Raw genomic sequence first — 18,757 nt, forward strand, 5'->3', positions numbered from 1 at the left:
ATTCCAGCGCAAGAACTACGTTTCTTGCGCTGGAATTTAACCCAGCAGGCCCAGCTCCTGGGCCCGGGCCACGGCCTGGGTGCGACGCTCCACTCCCAGCTTGCTGTTGATATGGCTGGCGTGGGTCTTCACGGTGTGCAGCGAGATAAACAGCTGATCGCTGATTTCCTGGTTGGAACAGCCCTGGGCGATCAGTTGCAGCACCGCCAGCTCCCGGGAACTGAGGACTTCGCCGTAATGCTGCTCCATAGGTTCGCGCACCACGGCGGCCGGCAGGCGTTCGAGCAAGGTCTGACGCAACGGCGTCGCCGCCCCCTGCTGAAGCTGCTCGCGGACCCAGGCCGGATGCGCCCGCACCGCCCATTCGAAGGGTTGCAATGCCCCGCCCACGGCAGCCTCCAGCGCCTGGGCAAAGGCCTGCCGGGCCTCGGGGTCGCGCCCCTGGGCCAATAACAGCGCGACCTTCTGATTCAACGCCATCATATTGAGCATCTGCCGCCCGGTCTCCCGGCCATGCTCCACCAGTTTGTCCAGGCGCTGTTCGGCCAGGGCCGGCACACCCTGGATGCTGTCGAGCAAGGCTTGCTGCAACTCGATGTGCAGCGGCAGCTGTGGATGAAATTCCGGCGCGGCGGCGGCCTGATCGCCGGTGTAGGTCTGCCCCAGGCGAGCCAGCCAGGCCTGCGCCAGGTCGGTGCGCCCCTGGGCCAGCCAGAGTTCGCATTTGACCAGGGTGATCATCGCCAGGTAGTAGATCGGCGGGACGTCCCAGATGTGCATCAGGCGTTCGGCCTCGGCCAGCTCGGCAAAGGCCTTGGCAAACTCACCGTTGTGACCTTCCAGGTTGGCGATCACGCAATGGCCGATCAGCACGCTGATATCGCGACAGGCCCGGGCCTCGACCAGGCCCGCCCGCAAGCGCGCCAACCCGGTCTCGGGCTGGCAGCGCAACGTCAACAGATACCCTTCATACAGCGTCAACCGCGCACGTACCGCGTACAGCCGTTGCGTGGACAGGCCATACAAGCGCTGCAAGCCCTGGCGGACTTCATCCAGCGCCCGCAGGATCTCGCCGCGCGCTTGCAGCACCCGGGCCCGGTCGTAATGGGCCAGGGCCTCGAACAAGGGGTTGCCGACCCGCTGCGCCAGTTCCAGGGACTCGCGGTTAAGCCCCCGGGCACGCCACAAATCACCATCGGCGATTGCCAGGTTGGACAGGGTCGACAGGCACACCAACCGCTGCCCGTAGCGCTTCTGGGGCAAGGTTTCCAGGGCCTCGGTGCAGTACAGCAGGGTCAGCTCGCGATTCCCCCGTCCGCGGGCGACGATCCCGCTCAAGGCCAGCCATTGCGCCAGCATGGATTTCTGCGCGGTGGCCGAAGGGGCCGGCAGGAAACGACTCAAATGGCTGGCCAGCTCCTCGGCGGCATCCAACTGGCACGCCAGACCCAGCGCCCAGCTGTACAGCACGATCAGCCGTGGGGTGCTGATCAGCAGGCTGTCGGGCAAGTCCATTTTCCAGCGCAGCAGCATGCCGACGTTCTGTTCCGCCAGCAGTTGTTCCTCGGACAGGTTCTGTACCAGGTTCGCCGCCACATCCAGGTGCCCGGCGCGCAACGCCTGCTCCACCGCCTCGTCCAGCAAGCCCTGGGCGTTGAACCAGCGACAGGCGCGCAAGTGCAGGCTGGCCGGCGGCAATACCGCGTTGGCGGTGGGCCGGGTGCGCAACAGGTCGGAGAACAGGTGGTGATAACGATACCAGTGCCCCTGCTCATCCAGCGGCACCAGGAACACCTGGTGGGCCAACAGGTAACGCAGGATCTCTGCACTGTCGTGGGACTCGCGCAGCGCATCGCACAGTTCGCTGCAGAAGCGCTCCTGGGGCGCCGTGTCGTAGAGGAACGACTGCACTTCGGCAGGCAGGCAATCGATGACTTCTTCCAACAAATAGTCGCGAATCAGGCCTTCGCCGCCATTCAGCGACTGCGGCAAGGTTGCGCCACTGCCCGCCTCAGAGGCCGCCAACAACCAGAAACGCAGCCCCGCTACCCAGCCTTCGCTGCGCAGGATCAGGCTTTCCAGTGCCTCGCCGCGCAGCGAACTGCTGTGCCGGTCGAGCAGGGTCAGGGATTCGTCGTAGGTCAGGCGCAGGTCCTGCTCGTGCAGTTCCAGCAGCTTCCGCGACAGGCGCAGACGCGCCAGGTGCCAGTCCGGGCGCTGGCGGCTGGTCACCAGCACCAGCAGGCCATCGGGTAAATGATTGAGGAAGAACTGCAGACAGCGGTCGAGCACCGGCCCCTGGGCCAGGTGGTAATCGTCCAGCACCAGCAACAAGGGAGAAGTACTGGAGAGGTGGGCCGCCAACTCGTCGAGCAGGCCGTCCAGCCATTCTTCGAAGGCGAAGGGCTGGTGGCGCTGGCGCATCTTCAGCAGCCCGAGGGATTGACTGCCCAGTTGGGCGAAATACTGTTGCAGCCCCTCGAGCAGGCGTTCGAGAAAACGTCCCGGATCGCTGTCCCGGCGACTGAGCCCCAGCCACAGGCTGCGCCAGTGCGGCGGCAGGCTTTGGCAGAACTCCACCGCCAGCGAACTCTTGCCAAAACCGGCCGGCGCACTGACCAGCAGCAACCGGCCATTGAGACCCGCGCTCAAGCGCTCGCACAGACGCGGCCGCAGTACGTAGCCGTCGGGCAAGGGAGGTCGGTAGAAGCGCCCTTCCGGCGCGGGAATGGCCGCACCGGCAGGCCCTTGGATACGGGACAGATCAGTCATGGCCAACTCTTATTGAAGTGCTGTTGTCGGCAATACAGATGTCGGCAGACTATCGGTAAAAAGCCCCCTGTTGAAGATTTTTGCTACAGATGGATAGAAAAAGAATACAACCGGGTTTGTCAGCGCTTCCCACATACTTGTAGGAGCGAGCTTGCTCGCGATCAGCTCAGCGCGGTTTTACCGGGAGGTGGCATTGTCTGGAGTATTTTTCGCGAGCAAGCTCGCTCCTACAGGGGCCACCCGGGTTTTGTAGAAAAACCCAGACAATAAAAAACGCCCCGAACCAGTCGGGGCGTCGATCGAGGATGCGCCTCGATTTACCGCGGGTTAACGAACGCCATCCTGGCGCAGGGCCGCCGGGGTGAAGTCGCTGGTGGTGGCGGTGAAGCCGAAGTCATAAGCCGATTTCTCTTCGTTCTTCATGCCCAGTGCCAGGTAACGGCCGGACTGCAGGTCGTAGAGGGTTTCCAGGGCGTACCACGGCACTTGCTTGTCGTAGTAGTTCTCGGCGTGCGCCTCGGCCACGCGCCACAGCTGGCCACGACCGTCGTAGTGGTCGATCACCGCGGCCTGCCAGGTGTCTTCATCGATGTAGAAGTCACGCTTGGCGTAGATATGACGCTGACCTTCCTTCAGGGTCGCGACCACGTGCCAGACACGGCGCAGCTCGTAGCGAGCCAGGTCCTGGTTGATGTGGCCGGCCTTGATGATGTCGGCGTACTTCAGTTGCGGCGAGTCGAGCTTGTAGCTGTTGGAGGCGATGTACATCTCCTTCTTGCCTTCCAGCTTCCAGTCGTAGCGGTCCGGCGCGCCGTTGTACATGTCGAGGTTGTCGGAAGTGCGCAGGCCATCGGCCGCGGTACCCGGACCGTCATACGACACTTGCGGGGCGCGACGCACACGACGCTGGCCGGCGTTGTAGACCCACGCCGAACGCGGTTCCTTCACCTGGTCGAGGGTTTCGTGCACCAGCAGCACACCACCGGCCAGGCGCGCCGGTGCAGTCACTTTCTGCTTGAAGTAGAACAGGATGTTGCCCGGGTTCGCCGGATCGTAGTCCTTCATCTTGTCGCGGAATACGAACTGGTCCTGGAAGTACACCAGGCTGAACGAGCCGTTGGCCTGTGGCGTCGCCTGGGTCACCAGGCGGGTCACGCTACCCCCGCGATAGCGGGTGATGTGGTTCCAGATGACTTCCACGCCGCTTTTCGGAATCGGGAACGGAATGGCGGTCTTGAAGTTTTCCAGGCCGTTGCCGCCGCTGACCAGGTTGGTCTTGGTGGCATTTTCCTTGATCGCGGCGAACACCTCGGCGGGCACTGTGGCCCCGCGGTGGGAGGGATAGACCGGCATCTTGTAGGTTTCCGGGTAGCGCTTGAACATCGCGTACTGCCCCGGTGCCAGTTTGTCCTTGTACTGCTCGACGTTCTGCGCGGTGATGGTGAACTGCGGTTGCTCATTGGCATACGGGTTGGACAGGAAGCCTTTGCTATCCGCATTGCCGGCGTTGGTCGGCATGGCTTTCCAGGCCGGAATGGTGCCGGCGGAGTTACCGGCCATTTCCGCGCCCATCGGCGTCAGGGAGGTCCCCAGCTTGGCCGCTTCATCGGCCGACACCGCGGCCATGACCCCGGTCGCCAGCAGCGACAGTCCGAGGACACCGACCTGCAACAGACTCTTGGTTACTTTCATATTCTTGTTCTTCCTGATAATGCAATGCTTAGAAGTTCACGCCGAAACTGAGGGCCACGAAGTCACGGTCATCCACCGTGGTGTACTTGCCGTCGAAGAAGTTGGTGTACGCCAGGCTCGCGGTGTAGGTGTTCTGGTATTCGGCATCCAGGCCCAGGCTGATGGCCTTGCGGCCCTCCTCGAAATTGCCGCCAGGGCCAGGCGAGTAACCGCTGACGTCATGGGACCAGGCCACGTTCGGCTTGAGGTTCACACCGGCGAACACGTCGTTGTATTCCCAGATGGCACGACCGCGATAACCCCAGGAAGTCGAGGTAGTGAAGCCGTCGTCGTTGCAATTGCGGCTGCGATTGTTGGTCGCCGTACCCGCACCCGCACCGTTGATGGTGCTGGTGTTGAGGATCTGCGAGCAGGTGTCCAGGCTGCCGGTGGCAGGCAGTTCGCCCGGGCCGTAGACCGGATCGCGGCCGTAACGAACCTTGGAGGTGCTTTCCAGGCCACCCACGTAGGTCAGGCCGACTTCACCGACCAGGGTCAGGCGGCTGGCGCCCATGACCTGGTCGAAGAAGTGGGTGAAGGTGGTCTGCAGTTGGGTGATCTCTTTACGGCGATAGCCGTGCAGGTCCTGGCCCGGCACGCCGTCGAGCAGCGATGCGTTGGCCAGGGTTCCGCCCAGGGGACGAACACCGGCGAACAGGATATCGGTGGAGTTCAGCTGCACCGGAGCGTTCGGGCGATAGCTGATCTCACCGCTCCACGCGGTACCGGTAGGCAAGGTGGTGGAGAAGCTCAGGCCGTAGAGGCGGATGTCCTCTGGGTACTCGACGAAGTACTCGGAGCTGCCCGCCACCACCAGTGGGCCCAGGGCGCGGAACGCTGCCGGCAAGGCCGCGACACGGTCGAAGACCGCCTGCGGAGCACCGGTGGCGCTGAAGATCGGCGCACGGCTGTGGTAGTTCATGAAGTACGCGCCGAACTCGGTGTCGAGCGGCTCGTACATGTACTTGAAGGACACGCCCCACTGCCCGCTGTCTCGTGCATCGCGGTCCGGGCCGCGACGTACCAGAACGCCTTCCTGGTTGACGTCGACGCCCGCGGCGGCCAGTGGCCCGAGGGCAATCGATGGGATGGTCGAGCGTTTGTTCAGTACGCGCAGGTTGTCGGTGCAACCGTCGGCGATGATGTCCGGCTGGGAGAAGAAGGTGCCGCAGTTGTCGACGACAGTCTGGTCCCACTCCAGCTGATAGAAAGCTTCGGCCGAGAGGTTGTCGGTCAGGCTCTGGGAGACGTAGAACATGTTGACCGGGATCAGGCCTTCCTTGATCTCCGCGCCAGGACGGCGGAAGGCGGACACATCGATCGGGTTGATCGAGTTGATGCCGCCACCGATGAAGGTACTTTCACCCCAGCTCACCACTTGCTTGCCCAGACGCACGGAGCCCGGCTGCTCGGCGATCGAGTAGTTGTGGTAGATGAAGGCGTCGAGGATCTGCCCGCCGGAGGACTTGGCACCTTCCTTGCGGTTGCTGTCGCTGATGTCCTTGAACTCGCGGCTTTCGTCCTTGAGTTCGAAGTCATACCAGTATTTGCCCCGGACGAAGACGCCGGTGTCGCCGTATTTCAGTTCAAGGTCATGGATACCCTTGAAGATCTTGGAAAAGGTTTCGCCGCTTTTGAAGTTAGCGTGGCCATCGTCGGAGGTCTGGGACAGGCCATGACCGCCATTGTTGACACCAATCAGATTCTTGTTGGGGCTCTGGGTAGACCAGCTCGCACCCAGCGATAGAGAAGAGTCGAACTGACCTTCGATTTCACCGATGTTGAAACTGACGCCGAAGGCAGGTCCGGCGAGCGTAGAGGCGAGACTGACGGCCAGAGGCAGTTTCGCCCGGCGCCAGAACTGGTTTACTGATGTCATCGACGCTACTCCATGTGCTTTATTGTTATGGCGTTGAGCACTTTTAAAAACGCTCTGAACAGGCGGAACCCAGTCAGCCCCGAAGTCGTTCAAAGTTGCATCGCCCCGTGTCGCGCGGTTGCCCCGTTCTTAAAAATCCTTGGGCGGACTATAGCCAGCAGGTGGTACGGCTTGATCCCTCTAAAGTGTGATTTGCAGCCTCCAACCACTCTGGAACGGTCCTTTCGCCAGTCCGGCAAATGCCAGCACGGCAAGGATGGCTGAAAATTCGGATTTGACAAGGCAAGCGCTTGCTTGGTGGGCTCTACCGTGCCCTTTCGGGCACGGCAGGAGGTGTTTACAGCGTCGAAAGGAAGGTGCTGTTGTTGGCCTGCCATTCGGTGATGTCGAGACGGATGCGCTTCTTGTCGAGCTTGCCGACACTGGTCTTGGGAATTTCAGTAACAAGGGCGATCTGACTGGGAATCGCCCACTTGCTCAAGTGCCCCTGTTCGACAAACGGCTTGAGATGCTCCTTGAGCTCCTTGGCCTCGATCGCATGCCCTTCGCGGAGCACCAGCAAGGCAAACGGACGCTCGCCCCACTGCGGATCGGGGATACCCACCACTGCTACTTCGCGTACCGCCGGGTGCCGGCTGATCAAGTCCTCCAGGGCCAGGGACGATACCCACTCGCCTCCGGTCTTGATCACATCCTTGATCCGGTCGCGAATGTCGATCACGCCCATGCCGTCGAGGGTCGCCACGTCGCCGGTGTGCAGCCAGCCGCCTTCCCACAGCTCCGCGCCCTTCTGCGGCTCGTTGAAATAGCCTTCGGTCAGCCAGGGTGCGCGCAGCACCAGCTCCCCCTGGGTCTCGCCATCGACCGGCAGGAAGTTGCCGTCGCCATCGACAATCGCCGCCTCCACCAGAGGCCCGGGCACGCCGGCCTTGATCCGGTAGGTCGTGCGCTCATCTTCGGTGCCCGCCAGCAGCTCTTCGTTGAGGTGGGCACAGGACACCAGCGGCCCGGTTTCCGACATGCCATAGGCCGCTGTCAGTTGAATGCCCTTGGCCTTGGAGGCCTCATACAGCGCACGGTTGAGCGCGCTGCCACCGATGACGATCTTCCAGCCGCCGAAATCCGTGCCCTGGGCCGCCTTGGCATTGAGCAGCATCTGCAGGATGGTCGGCACGCAATGGGAGAAGGTGACCTTTTCCTTGCGCCACAGCTCCACCAGCAGCTCCGGATCGTAACGGCCAGGATAGACCTGCTTGAGGCCGAGCATGGTCGCCACATAAGGCAAGCCCCAGGCATGCACGTGGAACATCGGGGTAATGGGCATGTACACGTCGCGGGTACCCAGCAGGCGCACACTGTCGATGCTGCCCATGATCACCGCCACGCCCATGGTGTGCAGCACCAACTGGCGGTGGGTGAAGTACACGCCCTTCGGATTGCCGGTGGTGCCGGTGGTGTAGAAGGTGGTGGCCACCGAGTTTTCGTCGAAATCCTCGAAGGCGTACTGGGTGCTGGCAGCGGCCAGAAGCTGCTCGTATTCGCCTACCAGGTTCGGCAAGTCGGCGCTCTTTTCCGGGCCGTCGGTCAGCAGCAGGGTTTTCTCCACCGTGGTCAGTTGCCCGGCGATCGCCTGGTAGAGCCCGACGAACTCGCTGTTGACCAGCACGAAGCGATCCTCGGCGTGGTTCATGGTGTACAGGATCTGTTCCGGCGACAGGCGCACGTTGATGGTGTGGATCACCGCGCCGATCATCGGGATGGCGAACATGCACTCCAGGTAGCGATGGCTGTCCCAGTCCATCACCGCCACGGTATCCCCGGCCTTGACCCCGGCAGCCGTCAACACGTTCGCCAGCCTGGCCACGCGCTCGATCAGGGTTGGGTAGCTGTAACGCAGTTTGTCCCGGTAAACGATTTCACGGGTCTTCTCGTAACGGGTGCCGGACATCAGCAGCCGCTTGATCAATAGCGGGTATTGGTAGGCGCCTTCGGCTGGCGGAATAACGCGAGTCTGCAACATAAGCATCCCTATTTCGTGACTGCACGGTCGTGGCTGAAGAACGCTCACTCTAGAGCGCCGCTGGCTCTGCCAAATCAGCCAAAGGAATGATTTGCAGAGCCGTACGAATGCTAGCTCCAAGCCAGCACTCGTGCGACCGGGGATTCACGCGAAGACACTCATGTGCCCCTCAAGCTACCTGCCCCGCCGCGGCCTCCGCCGGGGTACGCGGGAAGATCAACGCAGCGGCGAAGGTCAGCGCGGCGAAACCGCCCAGGATCAGATACAGGCCGGCCAGCCCCTGGCGCGGCTCGACAAAGGCAATCAACGGAATCGCCGTGGCGCTGGCGCCGAACGACAGACAGTAGCGCAAGGCAAACACCCGGGACTGCCACTGCGGGGCTACGAAGTTGGCGACCATCGCATCGTTCACCGTGACCTGCCCGAACACCACGAACATAAAGGCCGCTCCCAGCACAATGACCGCCCAGCCCTCGACCTCGGCCAGGCCGAACAGCAGCGGCGCCTGGCACAGGGTCAAGAGGATAAAGGGCCATTTCAGACTGAAGCGATGCAGCACCCGGCCAATGCTCAGTTGCGCCACGGCGCCGAAGGCATACGCCAGGCTGACCACCAGGCCCAGGGTCTGCGGCGAAGCGAACAAGTCCTGCAGGCGCTCCTGGAACAGCTTCGGGTAGGTCATGGTGGTGGCGTTGAACACCACCCCACCGGTCGCGGTTGCCAGGGCCAGGACGCCAAACACCATGGCCATGGAAATACGCTGGCCGCCCACGCCCTTGAGCGGCACATGGGGCCGTGCCGGGATAGGCTCTTCACGCACCTGCCAGGCAAACCCCAGGCCCAGGGCAATCGCCACCACGCCCGGCAGGATGAACGCCGAACGCCAGCCGAAATGCGCCATCAGCAGCCCGGTGACCAATGCTGAAAAGGCCACGCCGAGATTGCCCCACATGCCGTTGTTGCCGATCTCCCGCCCGCGGTTCTGCGCATAGGCCACCAGCATCGCCGTGCCCACCGGGTGATAGATCGCGGCAAACACACCCATCAACGTCAGGCCGACCATCAGCATCGTCGAGCTGTTGCTCAGGCCGATGAGAATCGCCGAAGCGCCGATACCGAAGAAGAACAGCAGCATCATCTGCCGCCGGCTCCAGCGGTCGCCCAGCCAGCCGGCCGGTAGCGAACAGGCGCCGAAGGCAATGAAGCCGCCCAGGGAAAGACCGATCAGCGCGGCATAGTCCAGGTCGAAGGCCTGGGTCATACCGAGCACGGCGGCGGGGAAGATCAGCATGAACATGTGATCGATCACATGGGCGGCGTTGATGTAGCGGATTACGTTTCGAGACTGATTCATGACGGCACGCTGTTTCGTTGTAGGTATGCCGTTATGCTAGGTTGGCTATAAAACGCACTCCTGACAATAAAGTCATCAAATCAGACATGTTAATCAGCCACTTTCAACACGGCCCGGTCAGCGCCTACCCACGCGACTATCTCGACGGCGCCCACCAGGAGTTGCACCGGCATCGCGAGGCACAGCTGCTGTACGCGGTGCGCGGGACCATGCGCGTGGTAACGGCCCAGGGCGCATGGGTCCTGCCACCGACCCGCGCGGTGTGGATTCCGCCCCTGGTGGAACATGAAATCTTCATGGCCGGCGATGTGCACATGCGTTCGCTGTTCATCGCCCCCGAGCTGTCGCCGCCCTCGTTGCAGCAATGTTGTGTGCTGGCGGTCACGCCGCTGCTGCGCGAGCTGATCCTGCGGGCCGTACAGGATCGCGAACACGCGGAAAACCCACTGATCCAGCAACTGATGCTGGAAGAAGTCGCCCACCTGGAAAACCTGCCGCTGCATATCCCCATGCCCCGTGACCGGCGCCTGCAAGCCATTTGCCAGGCGCTGCTGCAGACGCCGGATCATGCCAATACCCTGGAAGACTGGGCGCAGCAGGTCGGCGCCAGTTCACGAACCCTGGCGCGGCTGTTTCAGCAGGAATTGCAAATGAGCTTCAATGCCTGGCGCCAGCAACTGCGCCTGATGGAAGCCCTGCCACGTTTGATCGCCGGCGAGAGCGTGCAGCAAGTGGCGACGGCCTTGGGTTATGGCAGCGCCCGGGCCTTCAGCGCGATGTTCTGCCGCTTGCTCGGCAACCATCCGCGGGAATATCTCGGTGCCCTGAATCAGCTCAAGGCGCTAGGCCCCATTACTTAGCCACGTGCGCAGGCCCGTGCGGCTGCAACCGCTGTTGCAGGTAGTGGCGCAGGCGTTTTTCCACGTCGCGGTTTTGCGGCCGGGGCAACCCGGCCGGCCATTCGCCACGCGCCAGCGCGCGAATCGGCGCCTGCTGGCTCATGCCCCGGCGCTGGATCTGGCGCAGACCCTGATCCCACCAGACATGGCGACAAGCCTCGACATAAGGTGAGATCGGGCCACAGCTGCCATACAGCAGGTCGCGCCCGACCTTTTGCATGTCCTTGTTCTGCCGCCTCAAGTAGAACTTGATCCGCGAGCGCTGAAACAGCGACGGCAAGGTTTTGCGCCGTGGCACCTCGCGCTGCATGCGCAACAACTCCGGCCGGAAGGCTTCGCCGTGACGCTGGAAGAACAGCGCCTGCATGGCGTGGAAGAAGTCCTTGTCGGAGAAGTAGTGATAGATGCAATTCTTGCTCTCGCCCACGGATTGACCGCGCAAGGCAAATGACAGGGCGATCTGTTCCAGGGTGTGCAGGTCCTTGATATGCGCGCTCCACTCATCGATCAGGGCAATCGAGGCCTGCATCAACGGACCGTCGCCAGCCGTCAGGCCACAGACCCCGCTGTTGAACAGGCGCTGATCGTCGGGCACCGACCGACCGCGGGACTGCAGGTAGCGGTCGAGCTTGACGAACTCGGGGCGGGTACGGACTTCGGACCAGAGAAACTCGTCTTCATCGATCAGGTACTGGCCGGGCGCAATACGATCGAACAGCCGCTGGGGATCGGTCTCGAACAAGGTGTCGGTATCGACAAACAGGGTCTTGTCCGCCAGCCCAAGGCCCGCGGCAAAGGCACAGGCCTTGCGCCGATGGTAGTAGCCCTGGTCGCCCTGCCACTCGACCAGCGTTTGCGTACTCAACGGCACCACGTGCACCGGCCAGCCGCGGAAATCCTCGGGACGGTCGGTCATGACCCGAATCACCAGCGGCTCGGCACTCTTGCTCTGGTCGAGGGCCGTCAGAATGCTGAATTTCGCTTCATGGCGATAAACTTCTTTGCCGCCATAAACCAGATAGAGCAACTGCTGCGGTACTTTTTGTATCGTCATCAAGCGTCCGGTCTCGCGCGCCCTCCGGGCGGTCAAGGGGCTCGACCGGCCGGAGTGGCATAAAAGCGGACGATTGTACGATTAATCCCAATTAATGATCAGAAATATCCGATAAGAACCTAAGCGGGAAAGACCGACTCAATGCATCTCGGTAAAGGCCAGCTTCACTCCGATGGCAATCAGCACCGCGCCCATGGTGCGGTCGAACCAGTGGCCCATGCGGGCAAAACCGGCGCGGACTTTCTGCTGGCTGAACAGCAGCGCCACCAGGCAGAACCAGGTAGCCGTCGCCGCCGCCAGGTACACGCCGTAGCCGGCCTGGATGGCCAAGGGCGTGTGCGGATTGATGACCACGGTGAACAGCGAGAGGAAAAACAGCGTCGCTTTCGGGTTCAGGCCGTTGGTCACGAAACCGGAAGTGAAGGCGCCGCGCGCAGTGCGCTCGCCGGCTTCCAGGTGCAGGTTCTCGGTAGCCGGCTTGGCCGGCTGCGCGCGCAGGGCCTTGTAGCCGATGTACAGCAGGTAAGCGGCGGCGGCCCATTTCAGCGCGTTGAACAGCACGATCGACTGCGACACGATCAGGCCGATGCCCAGCAGCGAATACCCCACGTGCAGGAAGATCGCGGTACCGACGCCCAATGCCGTCCAGGTGCCGGCGCGGCGACCGTGGGTCACGCTTTCGCGCACCACGACGGCGAAATCCGGGCCCGGGCTGGCCACGGCGAGCAGGTGAATAAGGGCAACGGTCAAGAACTCGGCGAGGTACATGGACACTCCTGTGTATCTAATTATTTCATCTGTTAGGCTCGGCAGATTACGCCTTCAGACCCTCGTGCAAAAGGTACAGTTGATGACTAACAAGCGCCGCGCCGTCTTCCTCGACCACAGCTCCCTGGACCTCGGCGACCTCGATCTCGGCGCGCTGCGCCACAGCTTCGGCGAACTGCAACTGCATGACCGGAGCAACCCCGAACAGGTGGTCGAGCGCCTGCAGGGAGCCCAGGTGGCAATCAGCAACAAAGTGCCGATCAATGCCGAAACCCTGGCCGCCTGCCCCGAACTGAAACTGATCCTGGTAGCCGCCACCGGCACCAACAATGTCGACCTGGCCGCCGCCCGCGCCCAAGGCATTACAGTCGCCAACTGCCAGGGCTACGGCACGCCATCGGTGGCCCAGCACACCCTCATGCTGCTGCTCAACCTCGCCACCCGCTTCGACGATTACCGCCAGGCGGTCAGTGACGGTCGCTGGCAGCGGGCCCGGCAGTTCTGCCTGCTGGACTTCCCCATCGTCGAGCTGCAAGGCAAGACCCTGGGCCTGCTGGGCCATGGCGAGCTGGGTGGCGCCGTCGCCCGCCTGGCCGAAGCCTTCGGCATGCGCGTGCTGCTGGGGCAGATTCCCGGTCGTCCGGCCCGCCCTGATCGTTTACCGCTGGATGAACTGCTGCCGCAAGTCGATGCGCTGACCTTGCACTGCCCGCTCAACGAACACACCCGGCACTTTATCGGCGCCCGGGAGCTGGCCCTGCTCAAGCCCCAGGCCTTTGTAGTCAACACCGCCCGTGGCGGCCTGATCGACGAGCAGGCCCTGGCCGACGCCCTGCGCCGTGGTCACCTGGGCGGCGCAGCCACCGACGTGTTGAGCGTCGAACCGCCAACCACCGGCAACCCGCTGCTGGCCCATGACATCCCACGGTTGATCGTGACCCCACACAACGCCTGGGGCAGCCGCGAAGCCCGGCAGCGCATCGTCGGCCAGCTGGCGGAAAACGCCCAGGCGTTTTTCAGCGGTACAGCGCTGCGAGTCGTCAGTTGATAAACTGCGCCACTTTTTTCCCAGGAGCAGATTATGGATCCGCGCAGTGAAGTACTGCTTCGTCAGGCTGACTTGTTTCAAGGCTCGCTGCTGCTGGCCGGCCTGCCCGCCGACGATCTGCTCGGCCGCCTGCCAGCCGCCCATGGCTGGTGCTGGCATGCTGGCGACCAGGCCGCGCTGGATGCGCGTTTCGCCGGGCGCAGCCACTTCGGCGTGACCGCCCCCGAGCAAGCCTTTGCCAACGCCGTGCTGTTCCTGCCCAAGTCCAAGGAACTGACCGACTACCTGCTCAACGCCCTCGCCTCGCGCCTGGCCGGGCGCGAGCTGTACCTGGTCGGGGAAAAACGCAGCGGCGTCGAACGCGCGGCCAAGCAGCTCAACCCCTTCGGCAAACCGCGCAAGCTCGACAGCGCGCGGCACTGCCAGCTGTGGCAAGTGACGGTAGAGAACGCGCCACAAGCCGTCAGCCTGGAAAGCCTGGCCCAGGAATATGAACTGCCGCTGGCCGAAGGACCGCTGAAAGTGGTCAGCCTGCCGGGGGTGTTCAGCCATGGTCGCCTGGATCGCGGCAGCGCCCTGTTGCTGGAACACCTGGACAAACTGCCCAGCGGCCACCTGCTGGATTTCGGTTGCGGCGCCGGGGTCCTGGGCGCGGCGATCAAACGGCGCTACCCGCATAACAGCGTGACCCTGCTCGATGTCGACGCCTTCGCCGCTGCCAGCAGTCGCCTGACCCTGGCCGCCAATGGCCTGCAAGCCGAAGTCCTGACCGGTGACGGCATCGATGCCGCGCCCATGGGTTTGAACACCATCCTGACCAATCCACCGTTCCACGTCGGGGTCCACACGGACTACCAGGCGACAGAGAACCTGCTGCGAAAAGCAGCCAAACATCTGAAATCCGGTGGCGAACTCCGGTTGGTGGCCAACAGTTTCCTGCGTTATCAACCACTGATCGAAGAGCATCTCGGCCCTTGTTCGATCAAGGCCGAAGGCCAGGGTTTTCGCATCTACAGCGCCAAGCGCGGCTGAAAACCTTTTTGCAAAAGAACGCTTGCCGAATGGATTTTGCCTAGGCAGAATCCGCTCCGTCCTAGGGGAGTAGTCTCCCGCGAGCGCCACGCTCGCCCGGCATGCGTCAACATACTTGATCCTCAGATCATGGCGCATGCGACCCAAGAGTCCGCACAGACGGACCGCAGGGTTTGACAAGACCTATGACACGCACACCTTACCCGGGGCGGGAAGGCTGTACGTGTCATAGCCGTGTCGACCCGCCCCTTAGGAATGCCCTGATGCTGGATTCTCTACTGGTTCCCACAGCGATCGTTGCCTTGGCCGAAATCGGCGACAAGACGCAACTGCTTGCCCTCATTCTCGCCGCGCGCTTTCGCAAACCCTGGCCGATCATCGCCGGCATCGTCGCCGCGACCCTGGCCAACCATGCCGCAGCCGGTGCGGTAGGCGCCTGGTTCGGCAGCTTCTTCTCGGATGCGACCTTGCACTGGATCCTCGCCGCGAGCTTTACCGCGACCGCGCTCTGGACCCTGGTGCCAGACAAGATGGACGACGACGAAGCCAGCACCGCCCGCAAGTTCGGCCCCTTCCTGACCACACTGATCGCGTTCTTCCTCGCGGAGATCGGCGACAAGACCCAGATCGCCACGGTCATGCTCGCGGCGCAATACCCGGAACTGTGGCTGGTGATCATCGGCACCACCGCCGGCATGCTGATCGCCAACGTCCCAGTGGTACTGGCCGGCAATTTCGCGGCAGAGAAACTGCCCCTGACCCTGATCCGTCGCCTCGCGGCCTCGGCGTTCTTCATCCTGGCCATTGTCGCGGTGTACAAGGCCATGCAGAGCAGCGGCTGGTTGTAAGCGCCTCATTCTGCAGGCGCGCTTTCGCGCAAACCTGCGGATGCAAAAAAGCCCCGAACCAGTCGGGGCTTTTTTTGCGTGGGAGCCGGTTTGCTCACCGTGTCATCACGTCAGGACTTCTTGGCCTGCTGGTACAACGGCATCACCTTCGGAATCGCCGCTTCCAACGAGGAAATACGACTGTTGGACGCCGGGTGAGTACTGAGAAACTCAGGCGGCGCACCTTCCGAAGCCTTGCTCATCTTGTTCCACAGGGTGATGGCCGCGTTCGGGTTGTAGCCGGCGCGGGCCGCCAGTTCCAGGCCGATCAGGTCGGCTTCGTTTTCATTGCCACGACTGTTGGGCAGGGTCATCAACAGGTTGACCCCGTTGTCACCCACGGCGACCGCTTCCTGTGGCGCGCCAGCGATCAGGGCGATCTGCTTCAGCGCGCTGACCCCGTAAGCCTTGGACATCGCTTCACGACTGTGCTCGCGCAGCGCGTGGGCGATTTCATGGCCCATGACCGCGGCGATCTCATCGTCGGTCAATTGCAGCTTGTCGATCAGCCCGCTGTAGAAAATGATCTTGCCGCCAGGGCCGCAGTTGGCGTTGAGCTCGTCGCTCTTGATCAGGTTGACCTCCCAGTTCCACTGCGCGGAATCAGGGCGGAAGACCGGGGCCTGAGCAATCAGCCGATTGGCGATCGCCTGGATGCGCCTGGCATTGGCACTGGACTTGTCCAGTACGTTCTTGCTGCTCGCCTCGCCGATCGTCTGCTGATAGGACTGCGCGTAGGACTGGTTGAGCTCATCGCTCGACAGCATGCTGAACATGTACTGCTTGCGATCGACCCCGACGGCGCCGCTGTTGGTGGTGTTGACCGACTGGCAACCCGACAGCAGCAATGCAGCGGTGAGTGCACCCAAAACCTGCTTCTTACTCATGAAGACACTCCCTGAAAACATGGCGCGTATCCTAGGCTCAGTTGTGTATCGACGCTAGATACAACGGACGTGTAGCACGCTGTTTTCAGATACAGGGCCGCGTAGGAAAAAATTCACAGCCCCCTCCCCACCGCATCCGACAACGGCCGGCAGCTATCCATTTGCGACATGCCAGCCTACAAAACAGCCATTTTTCCAATCCTCGCTCATGGTCGGCGAGGGCCTTGCCGATACATCGGGGCAGACGTCATTCCTGCGTCCGGAGCCCTTATGAAATTCAAGTCGATCCAGTTTTCCGTAGCCGCCCTGGCCGGTGCCATCGTCCTCAGCGTGGTCGTTGCCCTGGTGCTGTACGCCCTGTTCGCCGGTGCCCGGACCCAAGAGATGGTGCAGCAGCAAACCCGGGCTCAGTTCGAGCAAGTCATCGAGCAGCGGCTGGTCGGTCTGGCCCAGACCCAGGTCAGCCAGATCCAGCGTGAACTCGAGGCGCCCCTGCTGATCGCCGGCGGGCTGGTGCGGGTCAACGCGCTGATCGGCAGCAAGGGCGCGGACGGCAATCCACAGCTCAATCTCAGCCGCGAACAGTTGATCAACCTGATCAAGGAAAATGTCGCGCAGAACCCGAAGATTCTCGGTGCCTATATAGGCTGGGAAAAGAATGCCATCGATCATAACGACAGCGCCTATGTCGACACCAAGGTGGTGGGTATCGATGCCAGCAACGGGCGTTTCCTGCCGTGGTGGTTCCGCAACGAAGACGGCAGCCTGGGCCTGGACAAACTGGTGGACGTGGACGACCAGAAAGTCCTGTCCACCGGCGTACGCGCCAGCGAGTACTACCTGTGCTCCAAGGAAAGCAAGAAATCCTGCGTGATCGATCCGGCGCCGTACAAGGTCGGCGACAAGATCGTCATGCTCGCCTCCTTTATTCAACCTATCCTGCTCGACGGGGCCTTCCAGGGCATAGTCGGCGCCGACCTGTCGGTGAACTTCATCCAGGAAATGCTCCTGGGCGCCAACCAGAAGCTCTACAACGGTGTGGGCGAAATGGCCCTGATCGGTGGCAATGGCCGGCTGGTGGCCTACACCAAGGACCCGAGCAAGTTCGGTGAAAAGGTCAGCGACATTCTCGACAGCGAAGAAGTCGCCAAGCTGGGCAACCTCAAGCGCGGCGAAGTGAACTACAACGTCGATCAGGCCCACGGGCGGATCGAGCTGTACCTGCCGTTCGGCATTGGCCAGACCGACGCCCGCTGGACCCTGATGCTGCAACTGCCGCTGGACGCCGTCATGGCCGACCTGCAGAAACTGCAGAACGACCTGGCCGAACAGCGCCAGGCCGACACCTTCGGCATGGCCATGGTCGGCCTGATCATCGCCGGCCTCGGCCTGCTGGTGATCTGGCTGGTGGGCCACGGCATCGCCCGTCCACTCAAGCAGATGGTGGCCATGCTCGACGATATCGCCCAGGGCGAAGGCGACCTGACCCGCCGCCTGAGCAGTGACCGCGCCGACGAACTGGGCTCGATCGCCAAGGGCTTCAATACCTTCCTGGCCAAGCTGCAGGCGATGATCAGCCAGGTGGTGACCTCGGTGCAGAGCGTCAGCGACTCCTCCGAACACACCGCCGATATCGCCATTCGCACCAACCAGGGCGTGCACAAGCAGATGGCCGAGATCGACCAGGTGGCCACCGCGGTGCACGAGATGACCGCCACCGCCCAGGACGTGGCGCGCAACGCGACCCAGGCCGCGCAAGCCGCCAACCATGCCGACCAGGCCGCCAGCCAGGGCATGCGGATTGTGCGCGACACCTCGACCGCCATTGGCGCCCTGGCCGTGGAAATCGGCAGGGCCGTGGGCGTCGTGCAGACACTGGCCAAGGACAGCGAGAACATCAACGCGATCCTGATTGCCATTCGCGGTATCGCCGAGCAGACCAACCTGCTGGCCCTCAACGCCGCCATCGAAGCCGCCCGCGCCGGCGAACAAGGCCGCGGCTTTGCCGTGGTGGCCGACGAAGTGCGCAACCTGGCGCAGAAGACCCAGCAGGCGACCGAAGAAATCCAGTCGATGATCCAACAGCTGCAACAAGGTACCCGCGATGTGGTGCGGGTCATGGAAGACAGCCAGAACCGCACCGACGAAAGTGTGCAGCACGCGGCGAAAGCGGCCGAGGCCCTGGAAACCATCACTCAAGCGGTCTCGGTGATCAACGACATGAACACCCAGATCGCCAGCGCCGCCGAAGAGCAGAGCGCCGTCGCCGAGGACATCAACCGCAACGTGATCAATATCGGCCAGGTGGCCAATGAAGTGGCGGGCGGCGCCGACGAGTCCAGCGCAGCCAGCGCCGGCCTGACCAAGCTGGCCGAGCAGCAGCGGCGCCTGATCAATCAGTTCAAGGTGTAAGCACTGCGATCGAC

13 protein-coding genes, 1 pseudogene and 1 riboswitch are annotated in these 18,757 nt (G+C 62.6%); of the genes and pseudogenes, 6 read left to right on the forward strand and 8 right to left on the reverse strand.

Translation table 11 applies throughout. The annotated features are described in order from the left end of the window. Positions 1-36 precede the first annotated feature (36 nt). From IF690_RS24630 to IF690_RS24650, 5 genes are all read right to left on the reverse strand, one after another. On the reverse strand, positions 37-2,772 hold the full coding sequence (locus tag IF690_RS24630; RefSeq protein WP_202697728.1) for a winged helix-turn-helix domain-containing protein: 2,736 nt from the start codon (positions 2,770-2,772) through the stop codon (positions 37-39). 327 nt (positions 2,773-3,099) lie between these two features. Next, positions 3,100-4,464: a DUF1329 domain-containing protein gene (locus IF690_RS24635; RefSeq protein ID WP_202697729.1), complete on the reverse strand. Its 1,365-nt coding sequence runs from the start codon at positions 4,462-4,464 to the stop codon at positions 3,100-3,102. A 28-nt stretch (positions 4,465-4,492) separates the two neighbouring features. Then, the gene (locus tag IF690_RS24640) at positions 4,493-6,382 is read right to left on the reverse strand and encodes a DUF1302 domain-containing protein (RefSeq protein ID WP_202697730.1); all 1,890 of its coding nucleotides are present in this window, start codon (positions 6,380-6,382) and stop codon (positions 4,493-4,495) included. Positions 6,383-6,719: 337 nt separating this feature from the next. Continuing rightward, positions 6,720-8,402 carry a fatty acid--CoA ligase gene (locus tag IF690_RS24645; protein WP_202697731.1) on the reverse strand — a complete coding sequence of 561 codons (1,683 nt, stop codon included), beginning with the start codon at positions 8,400-8,402 and terminating at the stop codon, positions 6,720-6,722. 169 nt (positions 8,403-8,571) lie between these two features. Next, positions 8,572-9,756, reverse strand: coding sequence for an MFS transporter (locus IF690_RS24650; protein WP_202697732.1), 1,185 nt, complete (start codon positions 9,754-9,756; stop codon positions 8,572-8,574). A gap of 86 nt (positions 9,757-9,842) precedes the next feature. Between IF690_RS24650 and IF690_RS24655 the strand changes: the two genes are divergently transcribed. After that, positions 9,843-10,616 (forward strand): AraC family transcriptional regulator, encoded by a 774-nt coding sequence (locus IF690_RS24655; RefSeq protein WP_202697733.1) that lies wholly within the window; start codon positions 9,843-9,845, stop codon positions 10,614-10,616. Here the strand turns inward: IF690_RS24655 and IF690_RS24660 are convergent. After that, complete coding sequence (locus tag IF690_RS24660) at positions 10,609-11,709, reverse strand: hypothetical protein (RefSeq protein WP_202697734.1); 1,101 nt, start codon at positions 11,707-11,709, stop codon at positions 10,609-10,611. The two genes, IF690_RS24655 and IF690_RS24660, sit on opposite strands and share 8 nt — an antisense overlap. Before the next feature lie 138 nt (positions 11,710-11,847). After that, a complete protein-coding gene (locus tag IF690_RS24665; RefSeq protein ID WP_009050760.1) occupies positions 11,848-12,477 on the reverse strand; it encodes a LysE family translocator in 630 nt (209 codons plus the stop codon). A gap of 82 nt (positions 12,478-12,559) precedes the next feature. Here IF690_RS24665 and IF690_RS24670 point away from each other — a divergent pair, with 82 nt between their 5' ends. From IF690_RS24670 to IF690_RS24680, 3 genes are all read left to right on the forward strand, one after another. Further along, a complete protein-coding gene (locus IF690_RS24670; protein WP_202697735.1) occupies positions 12,560-13,525 on the forward strand; it encodes a 2-hydroxyacid dehydrogenase in 966 nt (321 codons plus the stop codon). A 33-nt stretch (positions 13,526-13,558) separates the two neighbouring features. After that, positions 13,559-14,557: a methyltransferase gene (locus IF690_RS24675; protein WP_202697736.1), complete on the forward strand. Its 999-nt coding sequence runs from the start codon at positions 13,559-13,561 to the stop codon at positions 14,555-14,557. 51 nt (positions 14,558-14,608) lie between these two features. After that, positions 14,609-14,732, forward strand: a riboswitch (yybP-ykoY riboswitch). An 88-nt stretch (positions 14,733-14,820) separates the two neighbouring features. Further along, the gene (locus IF690_RS24680) at positions 14,821-15,405 is read left to right on the forward strand and encodes a TMEM165/GDT1 family protein (protein WP_009045541.1); all 585 of its coding nucleotides are present in this window, start codon (positions 14,821-14,823) and stop codon (positions 15,403-15,405) included. Between the two features lie 110 nt (positions 15,406-15,515). Here IF690_RS24680 and IF690_RS24685 read toward each other — a convergent pair whose 3' ends face one another. Next, the gene (locus IF690_RS24685) at positions 15,516-16,331 is read right to left on the reverse strand and encodes a M48 family metallopeptidase (protein WP_202697737.1); all 816 of its coding nucleotides are present in this window, start codon (positions 16,329-16,331) and stop codon (positions 15,516-15,518) included. A gap of 1,359 nt (positions 16,332-17,690) precedes the next feature. Between IF690_RS24685 and IF690_RS29380 the strand changes: the two are divergent. Next, a pseudogene (locus IF690_RS29380) lies at positions 17,691-17,888 on the forward strand (HAMP domain-containing protein); the annotation flags it as partial. Positions 17,889-17,999: 111 nt separating this feature from the next. Beyond that, positions 18,000-18,743: a methyl-accepting chemotaxis protein gene (locus IF690_RS29385; RefSeq protein ID WP_370686835.1), complete on the forward strand. Its 744-nt coding sequence runs from the start codon at positions 18,000-18,002 to the stop codon at positions 18,741-18,743. The last annotated feature ends 14 nt before the right edge of the window (positions 18,744-18,757 follow it).

This window comes from Pseudomonas sp. SK3(2021), from assembly GCF_016772375.1.
Lineage (GTDB): Bacteria > Pseudomonadota > Gammaproteobacteria > Pseudomonadales > Pseudomonadaceae > Aquipseudomonas > Aquipseudomonas chlororaphis_I.